This window comes from Paenibacillus sp. GM2FR, assembly GCF_002803325.1.
Lineage (GTDB): Bacteria > Bacillota > Bacilli > Paenibacillales > Paenibacillaceae > Paenibacillus_AQ > Paenibacillus_AQ lautus.
Genome location: NZ_MKZM01000009.1, coordinates 111,799 through 137,529 on the forward strand (window position 1 = coordinate 111,799; position 25,731 = coordinate 137,529).

Consider the following 25,731-nt stretch of genomic DNA (forward strand, 5'->3'; position numbering starts at 1 on the left):
ATTTATCAGATTTGACTTGCTTGGCTTCTTCTGGCTGTGGTCGGCTGTTAGGCTTCCGTGTACCGCACAAAAGACAGGATGATATCCTGCGGATGATCTCCGAAACCCGAACCATATAGATTCAGGCCGTTCGGGTGCTCGGCGTCTTTCTTCACTTCAAAGCGGACGCGGATCGGCCGGTTGAAGGCAAGCTCCAGCGAATCGATGGTCGTGGCGCTGGACTCGTGGCCATTGACCTGGCTGCCTTGCTTGGTTACGCGCCATTCTGTCAGCATGCCGTACTCACTGCCGCTTCTCCATTTATCCGGGGTGAGTTTCCCTTTTCGATCACCAAAATCACCGGGACTTGTCCAAGTGCCTACAGGGAGGTCGTTGATGCTAACGGTGATGTCGGATGGCCAGTCCTGCTGGAAGGAAGGCGCCTCGGAGCTAAGCTCCGCACGGACGCTCAGTTCATCGAGAGCCACTCCGGGAGGCATCGGGTTCGCAAAATAATATTCGATATATCCTGATCCCGAGAACCAGAGCAGCGCAGCCTCTGTCCGTTCCGGCATATAAAAGGCGCGCGGATCGTCAGGCGATCCGATCAGAGATCCGTCCCGGGCTGCCATGCCGCAGGTTGGCTCGATATAGCAGCGGGAGAACATGCCGATCGGCATGTGGATTTCTTCCGTGCGCTGCAGCCCCTCGCCCGGCTTCGAGGGCAGTTCGAGAAAAATGGAGCGGCAGGTGACGGCGCAGATTTTTTCCCGGTTCGCTCCTTGCGAAGAGACGATCAGATCGGCTTGCTCCAGCATCTGGACATTAATGGATACCGTAGGCTGCGCAATCCCAAGCGACTCCGCCAACTGACCGACACTCATCGGTTTATCGCCGAGCGCTTCAAGGATGCGGACACGGACATCACTGGATAGGGCTTTGGCCACTTCCACGATCCGGGATGCCGGATAACGGTTGGTTTCCAGCTTCGATTCGTTCATAATCCCCTTCCTTTACTGAAGAGTTGTAGTAGCTCCAAGTGTACAATAAATTTAGTATATTGTAAAAGTATAATGTACATTGCAATTATTATATATAGGTGCTAGAATAGGGGCAAATTCAGAAAAAGGAAAGGTTGTGTTCGCTTCATGAAGACTCCTGTAGCACCCTCCATTCATACGGAAATTCCGCGCGCGGAGTACCCCAGGCCGGATTTTGAACGAAAAGACTGGTTGAATTTGAACGGCCAGTGGTCGTTCCGGCTCGCCCCGGAAGGATCGGATGATGTACGACAGCAAACGGGTACGGGCACCGATGGTTACGCTGCTGCCCTGCAGGGCGGAGACGCCAGCCTTTTTACCTCAGAGATTACGGTGCCGTTCTCTTGGGTCAGCCCCTTGTCCGGGATTGAGCGCAACGAGAAGGGGGTAGGCTGGTATCGTCGGTCCGTGAAATGGGAGCCGACCCGGAAGCAGTCCCGAATCTTTCTGCGGTTTGGCGCCGTCGATTATCTCTGTGATGTATGGGTCAACGGCAAGCATGTCGGCTCGCATCAAGGCGGCTACGGGACCTTTGAATTTGATGTGACAACGGTTTGGGATACGGCAAAGGACAATACGATCGTTGTCCGTGCAGAGGACTTCGACCATAATTACCAAGCCCGAGGGAAGCAGGGGTATGGCGAGATCAGGGGCATTTGGCAGCCGGTTTGGCTGGAGGCCCGGCCGCAAACCTACATGGAGCAAGCTATTTTTACGACTTCCATTGACGGTCAGATCGAGTTGAAATCCAAGATCCAGGCTCAAGAAGCAGGCGTAGTGACACTCCAGCTCTCGTTTGCGGAGGGCTCGGTTACGCATCAGGTGGAGTGGGAGCTGCAAGAAGGCGCGAACGAACGGACAACGGTGTTCCAAGTCCACGACCCGCGGCTGTGGAGCCCCGAAACCCCTCATTTATACGAAGGGGAGCTGCGTCTGGCGGGTTCCTCCGGCGAAGATGTTGTCCATACTTATTTTGGCATTCGGGAGATCGGAACGGCGAAGTTCGGCGGACGGGATTATCGCTGGATTACGCTCAACGGGAAGCCGGTCTATTTAAACGGAACGCTGGACCAATCCTACCACCAGACGGGATTCTTCACCTACCCGACGGATACGGAGATGCGGGACGAGATCTATCTGATGAAACGGCTTGGACTGAACTTCGTGCGGATTCATATTAAGCCGGAGGAGCCCCGCAAGCTGTATTGGGCGGATAAACTCGGGATTCTGGTGATGGAGGATATGCCATGCTTCTGGGGTAATCCGGATGAAACAGCACGTTCTGCCTATGAACGCGAGGCGCTGGAAGTGATTGAACGGGACCGGAATCATCCGTCGATTTTTTCCTGGGTCATGTTTAACGAAACTTGGGGACTCCGTACGGATAGCGAGTCCGCCGGCCTGACGGGCGGCGAAGGACAGCATCGGTATTATCTTCCGGAGACGCAGGAGTGGGTAAGGGAGAAATACAGATGGGCCAAGGAGCTGGACCCGACTCGGATTGTAGAGGACAATTCTCCATGCGCTTACGATCATGTGGAGACGGATATCAACACGTGGCATTTTTACATCAATGGGTATGAACCGCTGCGCAATCATATCGAGGAGATTGTCCAGAAGACTCATCCGGGATCCGAACATAACTATATCGGCGGCAATCAGCAAGGCGACGCTCCGCTCATGAACAGCGAATGCGGAAACGTGTGGGGAATTGACGGAGGAGCCGGGGACAGCGATCTCGCGTGGCACTATCGTTACATGCTGAACGAATTCCGGCGCCATGATAAGCTGTGCGGTTTCGTATTTACGGAATTCCGCGACGTGACAAACGAATTCAACGGCTACTACCGTCTGGATGGGACGGACAAAAAATTCGGGTATGAGGATTTTGTGCCGGGCATGACGATCGCCGATCTGCACACGCCGGACTTTATCGTGATCGATGCACCGCCTTGCCAGACGCTGGACCAAGGGGCTGAGAAGACCATACCGCTGCTGCGTTCCAGTTATTCGGATCAGTACCATGGACAGAAGCTTATTCTGGCTTGGGAATTATCCTATGATCAGCTCGGAACGAAGGTTGTAACTGATCAAGGGACCCTGGAAGTGGCCTGGGACGGCTATGGTGTTGCGCCACTAACGGAACTCAAGCTCCGCATGCCGAAGACCGATGCAGTTGCGATCCTCGGAGTTCGTCTCTTAAATGCAGCGAACGGTGTGGTAACGCGCAACTTTACAACGTTTGATGTGCGTGGCGGACAGGGACAGGGGAACGATGGAGTGGAAGGCAGAACCGTAAGCATCCCGGTTAACACATTCCGTGAGCAAAGCTTCAGCTACATGTGGGAGGCGCTTCAAGGCTCCAAAGTGAATGGCGGCGGAGAGGGCCGATTCGTCTATGAGGTGCAGCTGCCGGATCATGACGAACAGCGGTTGATCCGCGATATCGAGATTTTCTTCGAGGCCGGCGCGAAACGCTTATTGGCCAGAAATATCGAGGGCGCGCGGCATCGCACGCACGGAATCGACTTTATGCACGGGGCTTCGGCGGATGTGGAGTATAACCCGAGCACTTACTATATGACGGATGAAGAGCTGCATGAATCCCGTATTTCCGTGTGGGTGGACGATGTCCAAATCGGTGAGGCTGTGCTCGCGGATGATCCTGCCGATAGCCGGGGCGTGCTGTCGTGGCACTATCAGCCGGTCCATAATCTTCTGGAAGAGGCCGGTTCGTACGGATACCTGTGCCAGGCGCAGGTTCCGGGTAGACTCGCGGCTGAGCTTGACCGCAAGCGCAGCTTCCGACTGGAGCTGCGGGCCGAGAAGGGTGGCATCAGTCTGTATGGTCGGAATGCAGGGCGTTATCCGATCGATTTGCTGGTGCGGTGTCGGTGATCATATATAAATGAAATGGGCTGCCTGCAAGTAGCAAATAACTACTTGTCGGGTTGCCCATTTTTTGGAGGTTTCTTCTTTTATTGGGTTTCCATACGGGATTTTCGTATTTTAATATCTCAATATGTTATAATTTTCCTAGTACGATATACGGCTGTAAGGGCGGTCGGCTAATCTCCCAGAAGGGAGGTGATGCCCATGGAGGTCAAAGATGCACTTTCCTTAATGTTCATGTTCGGCATGTTCATTTTGGCATTGCTCACCTACATGAAAAAGAAATAGACCGCCCTGGTTAGGATAACGGTCTATTTCCGACCCATCTTACGTGGCCGACTGCTATTTATGCAGTTATTGTACTTTGGAGTCGTGTTACCGCACGGCTCCTTACTTATTCTTACCTCAGTATACCTCATTTTATAACGCTTTTATAGATGTCGTTTATTTTTACAATTTTCCTTTAGTTCACTCACTTGACTAAATCCCAACTTCTTTAGAAGTCTCTGCGACTGAATATTCTCCTTCTTGATCAGAGAGGCGGGGATTCCTGTTAATCTGAATAGCAAAAGCAAGGACTCTTTTATAAGAATCAAGCCGTTATAAAAAAGCCAGCGTCATCCAAATGGTTGGATAACACCGGCTTCTATAGCCTGTCTTGCGACGAACCTATTTCACCGCTTCTTCCAGAACAGCTGCAGCGCCATCTTCGCGCACCATAGGGCGAACAGAAGGAACAGCAGCGCCCAGACAAAGGCCGGGAGCACGGTCATGTTGGCCAGGTTGGAGGCGTCGCCCGCTTGCTTGGGCTGGGTCAGCGCCATGGTCAGGAGGGTTAGCGGACCGACCACGGACTCTTCCAGTACGAGAAAGGCGAGCAGCAGGTAGTAGAAATTCCGGACCTTTTCGCCAAGGAAATAGAAGATCAGATTCACGATCATAAAAATAATGAGCCACCATAATCCATAGCCGGCGCGAACGAAGAAGATGATCATAATGAGGGCAAGCACGGTAATGGTGATCAGGCCGGTGGCCTGTTTTTTCTTGGCATAGCCGTAAAACATCAGAATGGCAAACAGGGATGCCGACATATAACCTGCAAGCGAGACCACAATCGGACTCCAGCCGCCGGAAGCCAGCATGGAATAGGTCACGCCGCTGTGATCGGGATTCAGTTCGATGCTGAGCACCCGCCCCGACATGAGAAGGGTCATGACGGCATGCCCCAGCTCATGGATCATCGTATCCAGGATACGGAACCAGGAAGAGAAGGGGATCAGCCTTGTCAGAATAGCCGCGCCCACTAGAAATAACAATGCTTTCAGCCATTTATTCATTCGAAGGTCCTTTCAGCATAAAGTCATTCGCTAGACTATCATTCCGTCCATTATAATACAGATGAGAAACATGTGAAAACCGGTTAGTCCCTATAGGTTAAATGGTATAATTGAAGTTGTGACGGAGGTTCATATTCGATGAAAAACGATAAGCCTAACAACGACAATCACATAGAACATATAAGACATACTACGCTCGTGAATGACCAAGGAATTCGTTTTGCCGAATTTGAGCTGGCCGGCGACGAGCAGGACGTCCCATTACCGGACAAGCCATCGGATCATCAGGGGCAGGCAGCCGTTGATTCTGCTGCACCAGCGAAGGAATCCCTGATCGTGAAGCCGCAGCAGCCGCTGGATATGAATTGGGGCGAGGACTTCCGCTACGTGACCAAGGAGCAGCAATTCGTACAGAAAGCAAGGGAGCTCGCATGGCATGTGGAGGGAGAGGCCCCTTTTGTGGCTTTCAAAAGCTATTGGCCGACCTACGACCAGATGGCCAGCGACCAGTTCAAATGGTATTTTTACTGGCGGGAGGAAGTCAGGTCCGGGCGGTACCCGGATACGGACTTATCCTATTTGTTTGTCTATTTTTACGAGCTGATCCATGGCGTGGGCTGGAGCGAACCCCTGCAGGGCTATGAATTGATGGAGCAGGCGTGGACGGCCTACCGTAAGCGATATGCCAAGCTGGATACGTACCTGCGGGAGTGGTTATATGATTTTATGATCGTGCATGGCTTGGATATGCCGATTCGGGAAACGTACCAGCGCTTCCCGCGCGTTTTATCCGCTGAGCTGAAGGAGAAGGAATGGAAGCGCCGGTTCTCCCTCCAGCCCGTGGAGCTGACGTGGGAGCTGCTGCTGGATTTGCTGGATTATGACGTGGAGAAGAGTCGTTTTTACCAGGAGAATGGCCGCAAGGACCTGGAACAGTACGCCCCGAAGGTGATTGCGCTCGTGGACAGCTACTTAGCCAAAATGAAGGGGCAGCGCTTCATCGACCGCTTTCAGCCACGGCCTCGGCAGGTGAAACGGCATTTATTCCGCAGCGCGGTGTACGATCATGGGTTATACGGGCGAAACGTCGTGCTGACGGTGGTGTCCTTAAGTGAGTACGTTCCTCTGCGCTCCTATATAACGGGTCTGGTTCGCTTGACCGAGAATAAGCTGCGGGAATTGAGAGGCTTTAAGGGACGGCTGCGCGGGGCGGATGCAGTTGAGCCCGAAGTGGAAGAGATCATCACCCGTTATCTGAAAAAAGAGATTCAGGAGGAGCTGGAGGCTCAGCGCAAACAGGCGATACCTGAGGTTCAGATCGACACGGGGAAGCTGCGCAGATTACAGCGGGAGTCGGACCAGGTCCGCGAGATGCTGCTTACGGAGGAAGCCGGGCAGCAGGCTGAAGCGATCTACAGCCAGCCGACACTGGAGCCTGCTCCGTCGGTTGGAGCTTCTTCAGGCCACGCCGAAGCTGCGAGAATAAACACTAACATGGCTGCGCCTTCCAAGGGTCAGTCCTCGCGAAAATCTGCGGCGAAGAAACCGGACGTGTTCCAGGCGGTGATGGATTTTGATGCGGATCCTTATGAGCCGGGCGCCATAGAGGTGCGTGAACAGTTTGACGATGCAGATGTCATCGTTCGTTCCGTGAACAGGGAAGAATCGGAGTCAGAAGCAGCTAATGGAAGGTCGATGGAGCCGTCAGGTAGCGCTGATGATAGCTTGATGCAATCCATCGGTTCTCTAAAAGATCATTCATCTGAAGTTGGGGGTATCGATGTTATGGACCCGCACGTTGTAGATGAAGAGATCTATACAGGGATGCCTACAGCAGGAGAGCAGTCGTGGCAATGGGAGGTAGAGGATGAGGAATGGCAGGAGCTCGCAGAGCGTCTCAATCCCATCCACTTGGAAGTTCTCCACACCCTCAAGGCGGGACCGAACCGTTCGGGGCTGCAGCAGATTGCGGATAAGGCTGGTTCTATGCCGGCGCTGTTGCTCGATGAGATCAACGAGGCCGCGATGGATACCATCGGTGATCTTTTGATCGATGGAGAGGCAATTGCGGATGATTATATAGATATGCTGGAAACATTAAAGTCCGTATAACCGGACGTGTTGAAATAGACTGGCTCTTTATGTTTTGAGAGATGTTTGGAAGATGCTTGAAAGAGGTGGAACTATGACGGAACTAAAAATACCGAAACGGCTCACAACCGCCCTCGTGAACTCTTTAACGGCAGGGGTGGTGCCGCGGGTGGGGCTTGAGTTCATCGCCGTCGGCCGGAAGCCGGAGGTGGAGTCGATCCTGCGCGATATGGATAATATCGCCGAGGGCGGGGCCGCCTTCCGTCTGATTACGGGCCGCTACGGAAGCGGCAAAAGCTTCCTGCTGCAGATCATCCGCAACTACGCGATGGACCGCGATTTCGTGGTGGCGGATGCGGATCTATCGCCGGAGCGGCGGCTGGTGGGGACGAAAGGGCAAGGGCTTGCCACGTACCGTGAGCTGATGACCCATCTGTCTACGAGGACGCGTCCGGACGGGGGCGCGCTGGAAGCCATTTTGCAAAAATGGATCGCGGCGATTCAGCAGGACATCATGCAGGAGACGGGCCTGCGTCCGGATGACCCTGCCTTGAACGATAAGGTGGAAACGCAGATTTATGCAGTGACGAACGGCATGCAGAATCTGGTGCACGGGTTTGATTTTGCGAAGGTGCTGGCTGCTTATTGGAACGGCTATAAGCTTGGTGACGATGACCGCAAGGGAGCGGCGCTGCGCTGGCTCCGCGGGGAAGTCCCGACGAAGACGGAAGCCCGCAAGGACCTTGGCGTCGGGGTCATAATCGATGACGACAATTGGTACGATTACATGAAGCTGTGGTCGGAATTTACAGCTGCCATCGGGTATAAGGGATTGCTGCTGTTTATTGACGAAGGGGTTAACCTCTACAAAATCACCAACAGCGTGTCCCGCCAGAGCAACTACGAGAAGCTGCTGACCATGTTCAACGACACGATGCAGGGCAAAGCGGAGCATTTGGGCATCTACATGGGCGGAACGCCGCAGTTTGTCGAGGATGAGCGCCGGGGGCTGTTCAGTTATGACGCGCTGCGCTCCCGTCTGATCGACGGACGCTACGGCAGCAGTTCGCTGAGAACCTATACGTCGCCCATCCTGAAGCTGGACATGCTGTCGTATGAGGAGATTCTTATTCTCCTGCAAAAGCTGCGGGATATTCACGCCTTGCACTTCAAATATGAAGCGCAGTTAACGGATGATCAGCTCATCGCGTTCATGCAGACGGCCGTGAATCGGCTGGGGGCTGAGGAGCTGCTGACCACCCGTGAGGTGGTGCGGGATTTCATGGATCTGCTGCACACGCTGCATCAGCATCCGGAGGCCACGTTTGAGGAGCTGTTAGGAGAGCGCGCCGCAGTGCAGCCGCAGGGCAAAGGGCAAAGCGATGCTCCTTCGGACGATTTGGACGATCTGCTGGCGGAGTTTGAATTATGAGTGCGAACCCTTTTTCCAGACTGGCCCCGTTCATTCAGGAGTTTATCTATAAAAAAAGATGGGACACGCTTCGCGAGGCGCAGGTGGAGGCCTGCCGCGTCCTGTTTAATACGCCCAATCATCTGCTGATCGCTTCGGGCACGGCATCGGGCAAGACCGAAGCCGCGTTCTTCCCGGCGCTGACGGAGCTGTACAACCTGCCTTCCAGCTCGGTCGGGATTCTGTATATCGGGCCGCTTAAGGCGCTGATCAACGACCAATTTGAACGCATCACCGATCTGTTGAAGGAAGGCCAGGTGCCGGTATGGCATTGGCACGGCGATGTGTCCCAGGCCGAGAAAACCAAGCTGATGCAAAAGCCGTCCGGCGTGCTGCAGATTACGCCGGAATCGCTCGAGGGGCTGCTCATGAACCGGCCGAACGCCATCCCGGCGCTGTTCCAGGATCTGCGGTATGTCATCATTGACGAGGTCCATGCCTTTATGGGAGCTGATCGGGGCATCCAGGTGCTGAGCCAGCTGACCCGGATCGAGCGGATGGCTGCCTGCTCGCCTCGCCGCATCGGGCTGTCCGCAACGCTGAGCGATTACGAGACCGCAGCCGGCTGGCTGGGAGCGGGCACGAAGAACGCGGTTGAAGTCATTGCCCCGCAAGGAGGCCGGAAGCTGCGGCTGTCGGTCGAGCATTTCTCCTTCCCGGATGCGCGGGATGAGAAGCAGGCGGAGCAGCTGGAGCTTGCGCGCAAAGCCTATTACGACTTCGTGTACGACAACACGCATCTGAAAAAAGCGCTGGTCTTTACGAACAGCCGCTCGGATGCCGAGCTGACCACGCTCGAGCTGCGGCGGATTGCGGCTAAGCGCGAGCAGCGGGATGTCTTCCATGTACACCATGGAAGCATCTCCGCGATGCTGCGCGAGGAAGCCGAGGCCGCGCTGCGCGAAGGTCCGGGGCCAGCCGTTGCGGCGGCCACCCTGACGCTGGAGCTCGGCATCGATCTCGGCGAGCTGGAGCGGGTGATCCAGCTTGGCGCGCCGTACAGCTGCTCCAGCTTCGTTCAGCGGCTGGGCCGCTCCGGCCGGCGCGGGGATCAGGCCTCCGAGATGATGTTCCTCTGTCCGGAGGATGAGGACGAGGAGGCCATGCTGCCTGCGCGCATGCCATGGATGCTGCTCCGGGCCATTGCGGTCATCGAGCTGTATGTCCGCGAGAAGTGGGTCGAACCGCTGGCCCTGCGGAAGAAACCCGTTGGCGTGCTTTACCATCAGACGATGAGTACGCTCAAGAGCATGGGCGAGGCTGAGCCGCCGGATCTGGCGAGAGCGGTGCTGACCCTGCCGGCTTTCCGCGGCATTGAGCCGGAGGAATACAAGGAGTTCCTGCAGTATTTGCTCCAAACCGATCATATCCAGCGGACGGAAGAAGGCAGTTTGATCATCGGCCTTGGCGGGGAGAAGATCGTGAACAACTACCGCTTCTATGCGGTATTTAAGGACGATGAAGAGCATGTCGTATATAACGGGTCGGAAGAAATCGGATCGATTACGACGGTGCCGCCGCCGGGTTACTGCTTTTCGCTGGCAGGCAAGCTGTGGAAGGTGGAGGAAGTCGATACGAAGCATAAGGCCCTGTATGTGAAGTCGGCCAAGGGCAAGGTCGATACCTTGTGGCTTGGCGCAGGCGGCGATGTGCATACCCGCGTGGTGCAGAAGATGCGGGAGGTGCTGGCCGACAGCGCTATCTATCCGTACCTGGCACCAGGGGCAGTGAATCGTCTGGAGCGGGCTCGCCGTCTTGCCCGGGAAAGCGGACTGCTGAAGCAGGTGGTCCTACCGGCGGGCGGCGACTCCCTGTTCATTCTGCCTTGGGCGGGCAGCAAGCAGTTCCGCACGCTGGAGCGATTGCTGAAGCATAATCTGTCCGAGCGGCTGGCGCTTCGCTCCATCGTGCCGATGGAGCCGTATTATATGGTTGTCGCGGGTAAAGTCGATAATAAGACGCTGATGGAGGAAATCAAGAAGGAACTGATGGATTGCGAGGATGCCGGCGCGCTCCTCGATCCGGATGAGGCGCCGTATCTCGGCAAATATGACGAGTTCGTTCCGCCGAAGCTCGTTCGCACCGCTTTTGCCGCCGACGGACTGGATCTGGAAGGACTGGCTGAGGTGCTGGGGATGGCACATGGAGCAGCGGGAAGGGGGGCTACGGATGTGTGACAAGGAAGAAGTACTTCCTGGAGGCAATGTGAACGAAGTCGTACGTATCGGAAATAACGTTCACCGTACTACAAACTGGAGTTCTTTTGTACATGACTTGCTTCGACATTTGGATAAGCAGGGTTTTGAAGGCGCCCCCAAGTTCATAGGCATTGATCATAGCGGTCGCGAGATCTTGTCCTTTATTCCTGGAGAGGTGCCGGGTAACCAATATCCTGATTTTAAACCTTATATATGGTCAGACCATGCCCTTATCCAGAGCGCAGCGTTGTTAGGGCGTTATCATGACGCCGTACAAGGCTTTGCTGCAACTTCGATCCAACCGGAGGATGCACATAACTTTCGGGCTCTGGAGGAGTGGGCTGATGAAGTGATCTGTCATAATGATGCCGCGCCATACAATATCGTTTTTCAAGATGAAGTGCCGGTTGCACTGATTGATTTTGATTTGGCTGCGCCAGGTCCAAGAATCTGGGACATCGTTTATATGCTGTATACCTCAGTCCCGCTGGCAAGCTTTGCAATAGATTACTCTACAGGGACATCGATACCTTATCAATCGGAATTACATGCTGCGGATCGCACGCACAGAATATCGCTGTTCTTTAAGTCCTATGGCATATCACCGCCTCCCAACTTGAAAGAATGGACGATAAGACGCATCCAGGCATTATGCGATACACTTATAACTGGTGCGGCACAAGGCAACAAGGCTTACCAAAACATGATCGATGAGGGGCATGTGGCCCATTACGAAAAAGAGATTCGATTTCTGCAGGCTCACTTCGAAGAGTGGTACCGATGAAGGGTACCGATTTGAAGAGTGTCTGCTTTTTTTCATGCTATCCCCCCAGTAGTCGTTGAGCATAACCGAAAAAATATTTGTAACCCCTTCCAAAAAAGCATTGTGTTCACCTCACGTATGTGGTAACTTATGTACATAAAAACGTTTTTATCGCAAAGGAAGAATGGAATGGTTATATGGGCAAAGTAACGATCAAGGATGTGGCAAGAGAAGCCGGGGTATCCATTTCTACGGTTTCAAATGCATTGAATGATGTAGATGTATTGAACCCGGAGACCAAATCCCATGTGCTGAAGGTGGCGGAGCGGCTCAATTATGTACCTAACCTGAACGGAAAGCTGTTGAAGTCGGGGAAGACCAAGATGCTGGGCTTCTTTACGACAAGCGTATCAGGGCCTTACTTCTATACACTGGTGGAGTCGATGTCACGGGAATGTGACCGTCAGGGTTATGGCTTGAACGTGTTTGTGACCAAGGATAAACAGGTGATTATGAGCAATATTATGGGCGGCCGGGTGGATGGCGTCATTATCTTCGAAGAGCTGAAGATTGATGATAGAGACATCGCCGCCATGGAGAAGGACAAGATTAAGGCCGTTTTCCTGGATCGAGAGGTTCAGAACGAAACGATGGGCAGCATCATATTCGACTCTTACGTAGCCGGTTATGAAGCAACCAAATACTTGATCAGCCTGGGGCATAAGAAGATCGCCTACATCTCCGGCGTGGATACGATGTTTGACAGCGTACAGCGGAAGGAAGGGTATCTGGCTGCGCTTCGGGAGTGCGGGTTCCCGATCGACGGAGACTACATACTGCAGGGCTATTTTGAGGAAGAAGGCTCTTATAACGCCGTCAAATCGTTTCTTCACTTACACCCCGGGAAAGTACCGGATGCTTTTCTTGCCGGTAATGACGTGAGTGCCATCGGCTGCATTCGGGCGTTGAAGTCCCATGGTTACGAGGTTCCGCAGGACGTCAGCGTCGTGGGCTTCGATGATATCGATATCGCGCAGTATTTTACGCCGCCTTTATCGACCGTACGCAATCAGATTGCCAGACAGGGGATTCTGGTGGTGGATCATCTGGTGCGTATGATTCAGAAGAAAGAGAAGGGCAAGATTCAGAAGCTTCCAGGGGAGCTGGTCGTTCGCGGCTCCAGTCATGTGAAGATGAATCGGAATGAATCGGGTTAAGGGAAGAAAAGAAATCACACCAAGTCGATTTTTTAAAATGATTTTAAAAAATCAGGGGTTTTTTTCGCCAAAAATAAAAACGTTTTTATGCGTTTTTTGATCAAAGGAGGCTAAGCAGGTGAGCAAAACAGCTGCAGTTCAGTCAACCGGCACGGGCCCGGTTCAACCCGCCGGGAAGAAGCCGATGGGGCAGAGGATCAAGGAATTCTTCATCGATTACAAGCGACAATGGGAGCTTCAATCGATGATTATTCCCGGCGTTATCTTCATGTTTATCTTCTGTTACATACCGATTTACGGTTTGACGATTGCGTTTAAAAATTACACCGTTATCGATACGCTGGATTCCGCGCCGTGGGTTGGCCTGGACAATTTCAAGATTATTTTGTCTGACAAGTATTTCTGGGACTCCGTCGTCAACACGCTGGGCATCAGCTTCTTGAAATTGGCGATCGGCTTTGTCATTCCGATCATTCTGGCCATTATGATTTACGAGGTTGGCATGGGGCGATTCAAAAAATTCGTCCAAACGGTCTCATATCTGCCTCACTTCTTGTCCTGGATCGTTTTGGGCGGCATGCTCATTACCTGGTTCTCGACATCCGGCCTGTTCAACGAAATATTGCTTGCTCTGGGGCTGATTTCGCAGCCGCAAAACATTTTGCTTGATCCAAGCAAGTATTGGTGGATTGCAACGCTGTCGGATATTTGGAAAGAGGCCGGCTGGGGCACGATTCTGTACCTGGCGATCATGGCCAAGATCGATCCTACCTACTACGAGGCCGCAAGAATCGACGGGGCTAGTCGACTGAGACAAATCTGGAACATTACCCTACCGAACATGAAGATGATTATCAGTTTGAACCTGATCCTTACTGTAAGCGGTTTATTGGGATCGAATCTGGATCAAACCCTGGTGCTCATGAATTCGCAGAACCGGGAAAAGGCCGAAGTCATTAACTCGTACGTGTACCGGATGGGTATGACGCAGGGCGATTTCTCTTATGCGACCGCCGTTGGTTTGGGTGTATCCATTATCTCTGTCATTCTGCTCGTTACGGCCAACAAAGTAACCAGTAAATTGAATGATAATCAATCCGTCCTGTAGGTCATGCAAAAGGGAGGTATTACGGTGAATTTGAAAGCAGCAAAAGGGGATCTTGACAGTCGGATCTTTGATACGATCAACATCATTTTACTGGTTACGTTTACGATCATCATCGTCGTTCCGTTATGGAACGTCGTCGTCTCATCTTTCAGTTCGGGCAGGTCCCTTGCCGAGGGCGGGTTCATCTTCTGGCCTACGGAATTCTCGCTGGAGAATTATCAGGCCGTGTTCAGGGATGCAAACATATGGAATGCCTTCTTCATCTCGGTGGCCAAAACGGTCATCGGCGTTATCACGCACGTGTTCTTCTGTGCCATGGTGGGTTACGGCTTGAGTAAAAAATACGTCCGCGGCCGCAAGTTCTACGTGGCGATGGGCGTTGTCACCATGTTTTTCTCGGGCGGCATGATTCCGACGTACTTGTTGATCAAAGAATTGGGGCTGTTAAACAGCTTCTGGGTTTATATTATCCCAGCTCTATTAAGCTTTTACGACGTCATCATTCTGATGAACTTCTTCCGAAACGTGCCGGATTCGCTGGAAGAGTCGGCGAAGATCGACGGTGGGGGCGATTGGAGAATTTTCCTGAGCATCTTCATTCCGCTTTCCATGCCGGCGATGGCGACGATTGCCCTGTTTAACGGGGTCGGGCAGTGGAACGATTTTATGACCACCAAATTGTATATTACCGATCAGTCGCTGTATCCGTTGCAGATGATGCTGTATGAGATCATTGTGCAGTCCCAGACCCAATCGATGCAAAATATCGGTTCGGTTGCAATTCAGACGACCACCAAAGGGGTCCAACTAGCAACAATTGTCGTGACGACGCTGCCGATTGTTGTGATGTATCCAATATTACAGAGATATTTTATCTCCGGCATGATGCTCGGAGCAGTTAAAGAGTAGCGGAGACGCAGCTCTTTAAGGGAGTGGAAAAGAAGCAAGCCTGTAAAAACAAGGGTCTAATAAGAAAGCGCTTTTATTAAAAGGGAGGTTTACAGGATGTTGATGAACAAGGCTTTGGGTAAGAAGGGGCTTACGCTGATTACAGCACTGATGGCGGTTGTGCTGGTTGTGAGCGGCTGCGGCGGATCGGGCGGGGGTTCCGGATCCAAGAAGGAAAATTGGGTTTCGATCGAGGATCGTTATACACCGGATGCCGAGACGCCGGCTTGGCAGCTGGACAAAAAAGAAGAGACGACCGAGCTGACTTGGTACGTGAATGCGGACTGGTGGAACACGGATTTTGGCAAGGACGTTGTAACCAAGAAGATTAAGGAAGACCTGAACATCAATATCAAATTCATCACGGGTGACGACACCAAACTAAATACGTTTTTTGCCGGCGGGGACATGCCCGATCTGATCACGACGTTTGACTCCAACTCTCCGGTCGTGCAGAAGGCGGCGACATGGGCGCTGCCGCTGAACGATCTGGCCGAGAAATATGATCCTTATTTCAATAAGGTAGCGGCACAGGATACGCTCAACTGGTTCCAATTGAAGGATGGCAAAACGTACGGATACCCGAACTATTCCAATACGCAAGAAGACTATGACAGCGGCAATATTCCGGCCAAAACAGCATTTATCATCCGTAAGGACGTGTACGAAGCGTTAGGCAAGCCTGCTATGGGAACGCCGGAAGAATTCCGGGCTGCTCTCGCAGATATTAAGCAGCAATTCCCTGCCCTGATTCCACTGGGCTTCAACTCCATCGGTGAAGGTACTGGCTCGCTTGGCGACGTGCTGCAGGATTTCATCGGCGTGCCGCTGGAGGAGAATGGCGGTTTCTATAACCGTAACCTGGATGAAGATTATCTGACCTGGGTGAAGGCGTTCAATACCGTGTATCGGGACGGCGCGATCAGCGATGATAGCTTTGCCGATGACGGAACGGCTTTTGAAGAGAAGGTGAAGGCTGGCAAATACGCAACGATTATGCTGGACGGCACGCCGCAGCAGGGCGGTAACCTGCAAAGCTTCTACAGCAACAATAAAGGCAAAGAGTACATCGCGATTGACGGACCGCAAAGCACGGCAGGACGTCAGCCGACGCTGAATCAATCCGGTATCACCGGCTGGATGATCAGCTTCATTACGAAAAATAATGCAGATCCTGCCAAGTCCATTCAGCTCTTCACGTACCTGTTAAGCGAAGAAGGACAAATGCTGATGAACTATGGTATCGAAGGCGAGACTTACCAAGTGAATGCGGACGGTACGGTGGAGTTCCTCCCTGCCGTGAAGGATCTTCAGATGAACAATCCGGATACGTTCAAGAAGGATTACCGCATGGGCGAATTCATGTTCTTCGGGCATGACCGTCACAAAGCGCTGAGCGGGGATGCTTTCCCGGATGCGATCAAGCAAATGCAGGAATGGGGCAAAGGGAAGCTGACGCCGCACTTTATTTTGGAGAATATCAACCCGGATCAGGGAACACCGGAAGCGCGCTCTCTGACAGCCATCAATACGAAATGGAACTCCACGCTCGTCAGCATGATTCGTTCCAAGGATGATGCGGCGTTCGACAACCTCTTAAACGAATACAAAAAGTTCCTGGACGATAACAACTGGGATAAAATCGTCGAAGTCCGCAATGAGAAGATGAAGGCGAACAAAGAGAAGCTGGGGCTGAAATAAGGTAACGCTTTTATGATGGGAGAGCCCCTTCCTTGACAGGAAAGGGGGTTCTTTCTTTCTAAGTCAACTTCCAATATAGGGCGGGATAGGAAAGCCAGAAGGACCATAAGAAACCTGGAGGGAAACAACATGCTGAACATCACCATCTACCAGTCAAACGGGGAAGAGGAATTATTCGTTAGGAAAGACAAGGAGCAGCTAGCTCCCGGAACTTCGGACACGAAGCATACGGTTGTTATCGATGAGGAGCAGACGTTTCAGGAGATGGACGGCTTCGGCGCGTCCTTCACGGACTCCGCTGCTTATCTGATCCATCAAGTGCTGGAGACAAAGCAGCGCTCGGAGCTCATGACAAAGCTGTTCGATCCGAACGAAGGGATCGGGTTATCCGTACTCCGCCAGCCGATGGGGGCATCGGATTACGCGCGTGACTTCTACAGCTACAATGATATGCCTGAGGGCCAGACGGATATAGAGCTGGAGCAGTTCTCCATTGCGCATGATGAGGAAGATATCATTCCCCTCCTGAAGGAAGCACTCCGATTGAACCCGGATGTCAAGCTGATGGGTTCCCCATGGAGTCCGCCCGGCTGGATGAAAACGAGCGGTTCGATGATCGGCGGAGAGCTGAAGCCTGAATACTATTCGGTGTACGCTAATTATTTTGTACGTTACATCCAGGGGCATGAAGCCCATGGGCTTCATATTTATGCGATCACGCCGCAGAATGAGGCGTTGTATTCGCCAGGACATTACCCTGGCATGATCATGCTGCCCGAGGCGCAAAGCGATTTCATCAAGAATCATCTGAAGCCGCAATTCGTTAAGAACGGCATCGATACAAAAATCCTTTGTTATGACCATAACTGGGACAAGCCGGACTACCCGCTGACCGTTTTGGAGCAAGCGGGTGACGCCGTGGATGGCGTCGCTTGGCACTGGTACGGCGGCAAGCCGTCGGCCCAATCGGAAGTGTTCGACGCATTTCCGGGGAAAGAGGTTCATTTCACGGAAGGATCGGGCGGGGAGTGGATCCCGCCGTTTGAGCAGGCCTTCTCCAATGTGATGCGAACCGGAATCGAGATACTCCGCAATCACAGTAAATCCTACGTGTTGTGGAATATGGCGCTGGACGAGAAGAACGGCCCTACCGTTCCGGGCTTTGGAAAAAGCACCTGCCGCGGCATTGTCACGGTAAATCAGCAGACGAAAGAGCTTACCTACACGCTGGACTACTATGCGCTGGCGCATTTTAGCAAAGTGATCCGTCCAAAAGCGGTTCGCATTGCTTCGACCAGCGATGAGTCCATCCGTTCGGTAGCATTCAAGAACACGGACGGTTCGGTTGCCGTCGTTATGTTTAACGACAGCGAGCAGGAGGAGAATGCTGCACTTCTTATACAGGGAACGGAGCAGCTTAACCTCCGCCTTGCACCGAAAAGCGCGGTGTCCGTTTTAATAGAGGAGTAATTCTGAAGTAACAGTTCATAGGTTAGACAAGATAAGGCACCCTAGTCGGCGCCGTTAGCCCTTTCGGTTAATGGTACCTCGGCGGAGGTGCCTTTTCATATATAGAGTTGGTTATTTCATATAGAAACGGTAGAATAATAATCAAGAATAAGGTTTACCAAAGAAAACACAGGTGACAATCATGACCATTAAAACGTTATTTATTGCTCCGTACCCCGCTATGAGCCATTTAATAGAAGAATGCCAAAAGGAAGAGCCGGAACTGGAAGTCCGAGTCGAGGTCGGCAATTTGCTAGAAGCGGTTCCTCTGGCAAAAGAAGGCGAGCGCCTGGGATATGACGTGATCATTAGCCGGGGCGGTACGGCCAAGCTGATCGAGCCTGAGGTGGGCATTCCTGTAATCGATGTCCATGTTTCAGGCTATGACATGCTGCGCGTGCTCACCTTGGCCAATCATTTTCCAGGCAAAAAAGCCATTGTGGGCTTCTCCAATATTACGCTCGGAGCCAAAGCCATTACCGATGTGCTGGATATCGAGGTGGATGTGTTCACGGTAGAGAAGGCGCAAGAGGTGGACCGGCTGCTGGAGGATCTGAAGGCGAAGGGCTTCGAATTAATCATGGGCGATGTGGTGACGATGGAGGCAGCCGCCAAGCACCACTTGGAAGGGATTCTGATCCAATCCGGGCGCGAGGCCATTTTCGATGCGTTTCAAAAGGCCAAATCCGCGTTTCGGTTACATGAACGGACGCAGTGGGAAATATCCTTTCTGCAAGCACTGCTGGAGGAAACGGCCGCGAACCTTGCCGTATTGGATGCTGAGGGGCAGGTTGTATATGAACAGTGGCCGGATTACGGCTCCTGTCCGCTCCCGGTGGAAGCCTTGCAAGCTGATCTACGGCTAAACCGGGAGGCGGAAGCCTCTGTCCTGATTCAGGATGACGGAACCCGGAAGCTTAAACAGAAAAGGACGCTGAAAGTAATACAGGGAAAATGGTACTACCTGTACACTTTTTCCGAGCTGAAGCAAAATGGGGAGGCTGCAGGCTATCATGTCGAGGCCGTGACCCAATTGCCGATGTTGATATCGCAAAGCGAAGCGATGCACGGTTGCCTGCAGCGGATCGAGGATCAACTGGACAGCCGCATCCTGATTCTCATCGGTGAAGCTGGAACGGGCAAGCAGCTGCTCTCCCGGTATATTCATTACCGCAAGAACGAAGGCCAGGGCTTGTATGTCCGGCTTACCGCAAAGCAGGCCATGGCCTTGTCGGGAAAAGACGAAGAAGAAGCTTGGGACAACGATATCCGCACGCTGTACATCCATGGATTGGAAACGATCGCTCCACAAGAAATGACGAATTTGAAGCCGTGGATGAACGAGATGAAAGACCAGGGGTTCACGATCATCCTCACGCTGGAAAAGGATGATCCGAATTATCATCCACTCCTGCTGGACGAGGAGGCGGCAAGAATCGCCGTGCCGGCTCTGCGTGAGCGCAGGGAGGACATCAAACCGCTGGTGACTTATTATATTGCGTCCTATCATGGAACGCTAGGGACTTCACCAATCAAGATCAAGGATGAAGCGATTCTCCTGCTGACCCAGTACGATTGGCCGGGCAACGTGTCGGAATTGAAAATCCTGCTCCAGGACGCAGTGACGGAGGAGAAGGGCTACGTGATCGGCAAGCCACTCATTTCCCGGCTTCTAGCCAAGAAGGAAGAACATCCGTCAGCTGCGATGGGCCCTGAGTTCCTTCGCGGTACGCTGGATGAGATCGAGAAGAGGATCATCGACGCGATTATGGAGGAAGAACAATTTAATCAGACGAAGGTTGCAGAACGGCTCGGGATCAACCGTTCGACCCTGTGGAGAAAGCTGAAACAATAGTTTCAGCTTTTTTTGTTTGGCGATTAATAGATCCCTCCGCTTCGGCAGATATTAGGAGAAGGAGGAATATATTTCAACAAGCTAGAGACAGCGCTGTAATCAATTGTTTAAATTTGCAACAATTAATCTTTAATATGTTGCAAATTTAATTGAATGCACTTACAATTATCCCTGCAAGCGATTTCAATATGAAATCACTGTTTAATATTGAAACAATTATTAAAGGGGTGTTACAATAATGAAGATTAAAGCGACATTGGATCGTATTCCTGGAGGTATGATGGTGGTGCCGTTGCTTATTGCAGCAGTCATCAATACCTTTGCACCGGATCTGCTACGGATTGGGAATTTCACGGAGTCTTTATTTGTAAACGGTTCAAGTACATTGATCGCGCTGTTCCTTCTCTGTACGGGGGCACAGATTAACGTCAAGTCCTTTGGCGTTTCCGTCGGAAAAGGAGCCACGCTGCTTGTCACGAAGTGGGTGGTCGGCGCAGCGTTCGGACTGATCGCTTACCTGTTTGCCGGAGAGAACGGATTGTGGCTGGGTCTGGCGCCGATTGCCGTCATTGCGGCGATGACCAACAGTAATGGGGGATTGTTCGTAGCCTTGGTTGGCCAATACGGCAGTAAGGAAGACCGTGCCGCTTATTCGCTGCTTGCCCTGAATGACGGGCCTTTCCTCACGATGGTGGCCTTATCGATCTTCGGCGCCATGGGATTCGTGGACGGCATGTTCTCCTTCGTGTCCTTTATTTCGGTCCTTCTTCCGATTATTGTAGGGATGGTGCTGGGTAATCTGGATGAAGAGATGCGCAAGTTTTTGGACAAAGGCAGCTCGATGCTGATTCCGTTCTTTGCCTTTGCGCTCGGGATGGGCATTGATTTCGGAGCGATCGTGGATGGCGGCTTGTCGGGTATCATTCTTGGATTGCTGACGGTTTTTGTTACAGGTACTGCAGGATACTTTGTGTTTAAAGCATTGAAATGGAATCCGATCGTGGGGGCTGCGGAAGGCTCCACAGCCGGTAATGCTGTGGCTACGCCTGCTGCCATCGGGGCAGCGAATGCATCCTTTGCGGCATTTACCGATATTGCGACGGTGCAGGTTGCGGCGTCCGTGGTAACGACCGCCATCCTGCTTCCTTTATATGTCGGATTTTTAGTGAAGCGTCTAGAGAAGAAAGGGCACTCATTTGATACAAAAACAGCAGATGCCGAATCATAGAAGGTGTGATGAAATGTGATAAAACAAATTGGAATCATCGCGGACGATCTGACCGGTGCAAATGACTCGGGCGTACAATTGGCGAAGAAGGGACTGGTTTCCACCGTCGTATTCGATCATCGTCATTACCGTCAGGACACCCGTGCCGAAGTACTGATCGTTGATACGGATAGCAGGGCGAAACGCAGCGCGGATGCCTATGAAGCGGCGTATGAAGCCGCTCAATTCCTTGAAGAGCAGGGCTGCCGCCACATCTACAAGAAGCTGGACTCCACCCTGCGCGGGAATGTGGCAGAGGAATTACGAGCGGTGCAGAAGGTGTTCCGGCCGGATTTGGTGCTGATCGCCCCGGCTTTTCCCAAAATGAACCGCACGACGGTACAGGGGCATCACTATGTTCAAGGTGTACTAATCACCGAGACGGAGTTTGCCAAGGATCCCAAAACGCCTGTCATGGAAAGCTATATCCCGAAGCTGCTGCAGAAGGAAGAAGAGCCTGAGGCGGTGCTGGTCTTATCAAGTCAAGTGCGGCAGCCCGCGGCGCAATTTCTGCCATGGCTCGAATCCAAGCTGGCGGAAGGTCAAACCTGGTTTGTATGTGATAGTGAGACGGAAGAGGATTTACAGGCGATATCGGCATTATTTTCACAACTGGACAAGAAGATTCTATGGGCTGGTTCTGCCGGATTAATTGAATACTTGCCGGAGGCGCTGTCCCTGACCTCCGTGGGGGAGGGCAGCCAAGACTGGATTGGGGCGGATAAAGCACTGATCGTATCAGGGAGCTTGTCCCAAACGACCCGGCGGCAGCTTCGTGCGGTCCAAGACATGCCCGACTCGTTGATGCTGGAGATCGATCCGACCGCGTTGATTCGTGAAACTTACGACACAGGAGATGTCCTGCAGCAAATTGCACAGGATATGGACAAGCGTTACTTGGTCCTGTATGTGGACGCTTCGGAAGAAAACCGCAGACTTGCAAAAGAAGCAGGGGATGAGCAGGGATTATCTTCAACCGAGGTAAGCGAAGCGATCTCGCTGGGACTCGGAAGAATGACAAAAGCAATTCTACAGGCATACGCTGAGATCCAAGGGTTGGTATTAACCGGCGGGGATACCGCTAAAGCTATCTGTATCGAACTTGGAATGGGAGAGATGCAGCTTTATTCGGAAGTAGAGCCTGGCCTGCCGTTCGGAAGGCTTCAAGGCATGGAGAAAGGTTACTGGACCGTCACCAAAGCCGGGGGCTTCGGCAATGATCAATCCCTGGTAGATTCTCTGCACTATATAACAAATAAGAAAAAGGTGAGAACATGAGCCAGCATAAACCGGTTATCGGGATTACAATGGGAGACGCCGCAGGCGTCGGTCCTGAAATTATACTCAAGAGCCTCATGAATGAGGAGATGTATCATATCAGTCGCCCGATTGTAATCGGGGATGTGAAGATATTGGAGCGGGCAAAGTCCTTTGTGGGCAGTGACTTGGCGATCGAAGCGATTACTGCTGATGAGTTGGAGCAGGTGGACTACCGTTTTGGCACGGTTCATGTGCTTGATCTGGATCTGCTGCCAGCGGACTTGCCGATTGGACAAGTTGCCCCGGAAGCCGGACACGCCGCGTTCAAATTTTTGGAGACGGCTATCGAATTGGCCAAAGACCATAAAATCCAGGCCATATGCACCGCTCCGCTGAATAAGGAGGCCCTGCATAAAGGGGGCCACAAATATCCGGGCCATACGGAGATTCTGGCGGATTTGACCGGAACCACGGACTACTCCATGATGCTGTCCGCGCCGAATTTGAAGGTCATTCACGTTACGACGCATGTCGGCATCATCGATGCCGTCCGGTCCATTCAGCCTGAGCGCGTGTACCATGTCATTAAGCTTGCTCATGAGACGCTGCAGAAGTCCGGCATCGCTGCTCCGCGGATTGCTGTTTGCGGAATCAATCCTCACGCGGGCGAGAATGGATTGTTCGGATATGGCGAAGAGGAAGAGAAAGTCATACCGGGTGTCGAGAAGGCGCAGGCGGAAGGAATCCAGGTCGTAGGCCCGCTCCCGGCCGATACGCTGTTCTTCCGGACGGTTCGCGGCGACTTTGACATCGTAGTGGCTATGTATCACGATCAGGGGCATGGTCCCGTCAAAGTGCTCGGCTTGGATGCAGGCGTCAACATTACCGTTGGCCTTCCGATTATCCGCACCAGCGTCGATCACGGAACGGCGTTCGACATTGCCGGTCAAGGCATCGCCGACGAGAAAAGCTTGATGGAAGCGATCCGTCAGGCAGCGGAACTGGCGCCTAAAGCCTAAAGATGTTATTGCCGGGCGGGACATAGCGGCCGCCATTACCTTATTATCGAAGTAACAGTACAAGATTCCGCAGGAACATAAGCTGTTCATAACAAAAAGATGACTCCACCTATGGGGTCATCTTTTTTTATGGCTCCTCAGGTTTCTTCGCTGTAACGGGATTCGTTCCTCATGACTGGGATAATCCAAACACGTAAGACTCCAGGAACGCTTTCAGCTGATTGAAGGATTCAGGTCTGGCACTGTATTTATACCGCTCATTCGGCATTTTGAAATGCATGCGCAGGAGACCCGCGGTTTTAAGCAGGGATAGATGGTAGTGCAGGTTGCTCTTTGAAAGGCCGGTCTTCTGCTGCAATTCGGTAAACGTAACAGGGCCTTTAGCCAGGATGTGCAGCAGTACCAGCCGCTTCTCGTCAGCCAACCCCTTGGTCATCCGCAGCAGCTGACTGGTGGGTGTATCCTCGTCCACCTGCTCATCGTCTACGGCATAGCTGATAATGAGCTGTTGGTTGCTCACGTAGTCCATCCGGTTTAACGGCTTGATGTGATAGGTAGGGATAAGAAGAATGGCGTTGTATTCATCTTCAGGATCGAGCACAATTCCGCTTGTTGCCTCATCAATCAGATCAATGTAGGGGAGCTCCCGGCTAAGCTGCTCCATGCGGGCAGCGGAACGTCCCAGCAAGTCGTGAATTTCCGGCGTTATTGTATAGGCCCGGTGCCACTCCGTCATGATCTCATGACTGAGATCCCGGAATGTTTTAAGCCCCATCGGAAACCCGTCTTCAAGATAAGGCGCCAGGATTTCATACAATTGGCCTTCTCCCAAATCGGCAAACCAGGCAAGAAACCTCTCGACGTTGTCTTTTTCCGGGCTGTCTACGATAGCCAGGTGCAGATAAGCAATAAGCTCGAACAAGTCCAGCTCTTCGAGCTTATCCGTAAAAGATGCAGACAGCTTCTTTTGAATTTCCTTCCTCCACTTATTTCCTAGATCATGCATTTGGTTTTTATTATCTGTATATGCGAACAAGCTGGTGACCAGCTCGTGAACAGGCGAATAGTCAATTCTGATAATGGTCATGATCATCTTCTCCTTCAAGTACTCATCATTCCATTTTTATGATACCACATCCTGATGAAAATAAATATTGAACTATTTATTTGTTCATATATAATTAAACTTAATCATTTAGTTCAAAAAATTATGAACTAATGGACGGAAAAGAGTGACTGGATATGAACAATTGGTTCATTCAGGAATATCTCATAAGGGAAAAGCAGCTGGAAGTGGTTCGGAGGGCCGGAGAGTCTTGGAAATACACGCATGCTTGGGTAAGTTTGTTGGTACGCTTCTTCCCTGCGGAGAAACGGCAATTTCATGCGGTCAAGAGAAAGGCACGAAGTTTAAACTAAGGGAAACAAGAAAGAACCGATCAACCTACGAAGAAACGGAGCTGGAACCGATGGACTTTCTTTCGGAGAATCGTTTGACCGAGTGCGCTATGCAGGCGCCTGAATCGATGATGAATAGCGAGGAGAACCATGACGAACTGTTATCTGCTGTGCTTACTCTGCCTGAAACCCTAAGACAGCCGATGTATTTGTATTATTACGAGGATTTCAATACCCTGGAAATTGCGGAAGTGCTCCAAATTGAGCCTGAAAATGTACGGAACCGCATGAGCAGAGCCCGCAAGAAACTAAAGATGATGCTGGGGAAAAAGCTGGGAGCGATACGGGATGGCCGGGTAAGGGCAAGAAAGGCTCCGCATCCGTCCCCTTGACTTCATTCGTAAAGTTCGGGTATGATTTCCAGTAACTTGAATAACGTTAAACAAAAGCAATGAAGAGAAAGAGTACCTTGGTAACGTCTTTGAACAGAGAGCCCCGGCTGGTGAAAAGGGGTAAGGAAAGAACCTTGGGAATATGGTCTCTGAGCTGTGCACCGAAACCCTGAAGAGGGTTGTAGGCTGCGCCGGATCCCGCACCCGTTAACGTGCTAGGGTATACACGCGATATATGGCGTCGTACCCGAAGAGGTGAATGCCGCAAGGCATGAATGAAATTGGG

At 52.1% G+C, this 25,731-nt stretch carries 19 protein-coding genes and 1 other annotated feature (1 of these 20 only partly in view); of the genes, 16 read left to right on the plus strand and 3 right to left on the minus strand.

The window, feature by feature from the left end; all coding sequences use genetic code 11:
- Positions 1 to 47: 47 nt before the first annotated feature.
- Entirely contained in the window at positions 48 to 980 is a 933-nt protein-coding gene (locus PAEVO_RS21690; protein ID WP_100539623.1) for an ArsR/SmtB family transcription factor, read from the minus strand.
- 147 nt (positions 981 to 1,127) lie between these two features.
- Between PAEVO_RS21690 and PAEVO_RS21695 the strand changes: the two genes are divergently transcribed.
- Together PAEVO_RS21695 and PAEVO_RS34830 are read left to right on the plus strand one after the other, a co-directional pair.
- Positions 1,128 to 3,917 (plus strand): glycoside hydrolase family 2 protein, encoded by a 2,790-nt coding sequence (locus PAEVO_RS21695; protein ID WP_100539624.1) that lies wholly within the window; start codon positions 1,128 to 1,130, stop codon positions 3,915 to 3,917.
- Positions 3,918 to 4,115: 198 nt separating this feature from the next.
- Entirely contained in the window at positions 4,116 to 4,199 is an 84-nt protein-coding gene (locus PAEVO_RS34830) for a putative holin-like toxin (protein WP_220687457.1), read from the plus strand.
- A gap of 386 nt (positions 4,200 to 4,585) precedes the next feature.
- Here the strand turns inward: PAEVO_RS34830 and PAEVO_RS21700 are convergent, their stop codons facing one another.
- The gene (locus PAEVO_RS21700; RefSeq protein WP_100539625.1) at positions 4,586 to 5,248 is read right to left on the minus strand and encodes a M50 family metallopeptidase; all 663 of its coding nucleotides are present in this window, start codon (positions 5,246 to 5,248) and stop codon (positions 4,586 to 4,588) included.
- A gap of 138 nt (positions 5,249 to 5,386) precedes the next feature.
- On the opposite strand from PAEVO_RS21700, the gene PAEVO_RS21705 reads away from it, so the two are divergent.
- The 13 genes from PAEVO_RS21705 (at position 5,387) to pdxA (ending at position 23,655) form a co-directional block, all read left to right on the plus strand.
- Positions 5,387 to 7,360 carry a TerB N-terminal domain-containing protein gene (locus PAEVO_RS21705; RefSeq protein WP_100539626.1) on the plus strand — a complete coding sequence of 658 codons (1,974 nt, stop codon included), beginning with the start codon at positions 5,387 to 5,389 and terminating at the stop codon, positions 7,358 to 7,360.
- A gap of 73 nt (positions 7,361 to 7,433) precedes the next feature.
- Complete coding sequence (locus PAEVO_RS21710) at positions 7,434 to 8,771, plus strand: ATP-binding protein (protein ID WP_100539627.1); 1,338 nt, start codon at positions 7,434 to 7,436, stop codon at positions 8,769 to 8,771.
- On the plus strand, positions 8,768 to 10,987 hold the full coding sequence (locus tag PAEVO_RS21715; protein ID WP_100539628.1) for a DEAD/DEAH box helicase: 2,220 nt from the start codon (positions 8,768 to 8,770) through the stop codon (positions 10,985 to 10,987). Before PAEVO_RS21710 ends, PAEVO_RS21715 begins: the two co-directional genes overlap by 4 nt.
- Positions 10,980 to 11,792 carry a phosphotransferase gene (locus PAEVO_RS21720; RefSeq protein ID WP_100539629.1) on the plus strand — a complete coding sequence of 271 codons (813 nt, stop codon included), beginning with the start codon at positions 10,980 to 10,982 and terminating at the stop codon, positions 11,790 to 11,792. Before PAEVO_RS21715 ends, PAEVO_RS21720 begins: the two co-directional genes overlap by 8 nt.
- 176 nt (positions 11,793 to 11,968) lie before the next feature.
- Positions 11,969 to 12,988 (plus strand): LacI family DNA-binding transcriptional regulator, encoded by a 1,020-nt coding sequence (locus tag PAEVO_RS21725; protein WP_100539630.1) that lies wholly within the window; start codon positions 11,969 to 11,971, stop codon positions 12,986 to 12,988.
- Positions 12,989 to 13,106: 118 nt separating this feature from the next.
- Complete coding sequence (locus PAEVO_RS21730) at positions 13,107 to 14,096, plus strand: ABC transporter permease (protein ID WP_100539631.1); 990 nt, start codon at positions 13,107 to 13,109, stop codon at positions 14,094 to 14,096.
- 24 nt (positions 14,097 to 14,120) lie between these two features.
- Positions 14,121 to 15,005 carry a carbohydrate ABC transporter permease gene (locus PAEVO_RS21735; RefSeq protein ID WP_100539632.1) on the plus strand — a complete coding sequence of 295 codons (885 nt, stop codon included), beginning with the start codon at positions 14,121 to 14,123 and terminating at the stop codon, positions 15,003 to 15,005.
- A 96-nt stretch (positions 15,006 to 15,101) separates the two neighbouring features.
- The gene (locus tag PAEVO_RS21740) at positions 15,102 to 16,745 is read left to right on the plus strand and encodes a type 2 periplasmic-binding domain-containing protein (protein WP_100539633.1); all 1,644 of its coding nucleotides are present in this window, start codon (positions 15,102 to 15,104) and stop codon (positions 16,743 to 16,745) included.
- A 129-nt stretch (positions 16,746 to 16,874) separates the two neighbouring features.
- Positions 16,875 to 18,215 (plus strand): glycoside hydrolase family 30 protein, encoded by a 1,341-nt coding sequence (locus PAEVO_RS21745; protein ID WP_100539634.1) that lies wholly within the window; start codon positions 16,875 to 16,877, stop codon positions 18,213 to 18,215.
- A 220-nt stretch (positions 18,216 to 18,435) separates the two neighbouring features.
- Positions 18,436 to 20,109, plus strand: coding sequence for a sigma-54-dependent transcriptional regulator (locus PAEVO_RS21750; RefSeq protein ID WP_243390889.1), 1,674 nt, complete (start codon positions 18,436 to 18,438; stop codon positions 20,107 to 20,109).
- A 238-nt stretch (positions 20,110 to 20,347) separates the two neighbouring features.
- Positions 20,348 to 21,337, plus strand: a complete 990-nt coding sequence (locus PAEVO_RS21755; RefSeq protein ID WP_100539636.1) for a 2-keto-3-deoxygluconate permease — start codon at positions 20,348 to 20,350, stop codon at positions 21,335 to 21,337.
- Between the two features lie 15 nt (positions 21,338 to 21,352).
- The gene (locus tag PAEVO_RS21760) at positions 21,353 to 22,654 is read left to right on the plus strand and encodes a four-carbon acid sugar kinase family protein (RefSeq protein ID WP_100539637.1); all 1,302 of its coding nucleotides are present in this window, start codon (positions 21,353 to 21,355) and stop codon (positions 22,652 to 22,654) included.
- Positions 22,651 to 23,655 (plus strand): 4-hydroxythreonine-4-phosphate dehydrogenase PdxA, encoded by a 1,005-nt coding sequence (pdxA, locus tag PAEVO_RS21765; RefSeq protein ID WP_100539638.1) that lies wholly within the window; start codon positions 22,651 to 22,653, stop codon positions 23,653 to 23,655. Before PAEVO_RS21760 ends, pdxA begins: the two co-directional genes overlap by 4 nt.
- A gap of 169 nt (positions 23,656 to 23,824) precedes the next feature.
- On the opposite strand, the gene PAEVO_RS21770 is transcribed toward pdxA, so the two are convergent.
- Positions 23,825 to 24,742 carry an ArsR/SmtB family transcription factor gene (locus tag PAEVO_RS21770; RefSeq protein WP_100539639.1) on the minus strand — a complete coding sequence of 306 codons (918 nt, stop codon included), beginning with the start codon at positions 24,740 to 24,742 and terminating at the stop codon, positions 23,825 to 23,827.
- 229 nt (positions 24,743 to 24,971) lie between these two features.
- Between PAEVO_RS21770 and PAEVO_RS21775 the strand changes: the two genes are divergently transcribed.
- Positions 24,972 to 25,445, plus strand: a complete 474-nt coding sequence (locus PAEVO_RS21775; protein WP_243390890.1) for an RNA polymerase sigma factor — start codon at positions 24,972 to 24,974, stop codon at positions 25,443 to 25,445.
- A gap of 50 nt (positions 25,446 to 25,495) precedes the next feature.
- Positions 25,496 to 25,731 (plus strand) — a binding site (T-box leader); it runs 35 nt beyond the window's last position.

What these genes read in the sequence shown, in the direction of transcription:
- PAEVO_RS21690 (WP_100539623.1), bottom strand. Translation starts at nt 980, where the DNA reads ATGAACGAATCGAAGCTGGAAACCAACCGTTATCCGGCATCCCGGATC.
- PAEVO_RS21695 (WP_100539624.1), top strand. Translation starts at nt 1,128, where the DNA reads ATGAAGACTCCTGTAGCACCCTCCATTCATACGGAAATTCCGCGCGCG.
- PAEVO_RS34830 (WP_220687457.1), top strand. Translation starts at nt 4,116, where the DNA reads ATGGAGGTCAAAGATGCACTTTCCTTAATGTTCATGTTCGGCATGTTC.
- PAEVO_RS21700 (WP_100539625.1), bottom strand. Translation starts at nt 5,248, where the DNA reads ATGAATAAATGGCTGAAAGCATTGTTATTTCTAGTGGGCGCGGCTATT.
- PAEVO_RS21705 (WP_100539626.1), top strand. Translation starts at nt 5,387, where the DNA reads ATGAAAAACGATAAGCCTAACAACGACAATCACATAGAACATATAAGA.
- PAEVO_RS21710 (WP_100539627.1), top strand. Translation starts at nt 7,434, where the DNA reads ATGACGGAACTAAAAATACCGAAACGGCTCACAACCGCCCTCGTGAAC.
- PAEVO_RS21715 (WP_100539628.1), top strand. Translation starts at nt 8,768, where the DNA reads ATGAGTGCGAACCCTTTTTCCAGACTGGCCCCGTTCATTCAGGAGTTT.
- PAEVO_RS21720 (WP_100539629.1), top strand. Translation starts at nt 10,980, where the DNA reads ATGTGTGACAAGGAAGAAGTACTTCCTGGAGGCAATGTGAACGAAGTC.
- PAEVO_RS21725 (WP_100539630.1), top strand. Translation starts at nt 11,969, where the DNA reads ATGGGCAAAGTAACGATCAAGGATGTGGCAAGAGAAGCCGGGGTATCC.
- PAEVO_RS21740 (WP_100539633.1), top strand. Translation starts at nt 15,102, where the DNA reads ATGTTGATGAACAAGGCTTTGGGTAAGAAGGGGCTTACGCTGATTACA.
- PAEVO_RS21745 (WP_100539634.1), top strand. Translation starts at nt 16,875, where the DNA reads ATGCTGAACATCACCATCTACCAGTCAAACGGGGAAGAGGAATTATTC.
- PAEVO_RS21750 (WP_243390889.1), top strand. Translation starts at nt 18,436, where the DNA reads ATGAGCCATTTAATAGAAGAATGCCAAAAGGAAGAGCCGGAACTGGAA.
- PAEVO_RS21755 (WP_100539636.1), top strand. Translation starts at nt 20,348, where the DNA reads ATGAAGATTAAAGCGACATTGGATCGTATTCCTGGAGGTATGATGGTG.
- pdxA (WP_100539638.1), top strand. Translation starts at nt 22,651, where the DNA reads ATGAGCCAGCATAAACCGGTTATCGGGATTACAATGGGAGACGCCGCA.
- PAEVO_RS21770 (WP_100539639.1), bottom strand. Translation starts at nt 24,742, where the DNA reads ATGACCATTATCAGAATTGACTATTCGCCTGTTCACGAGCTGGTCACC.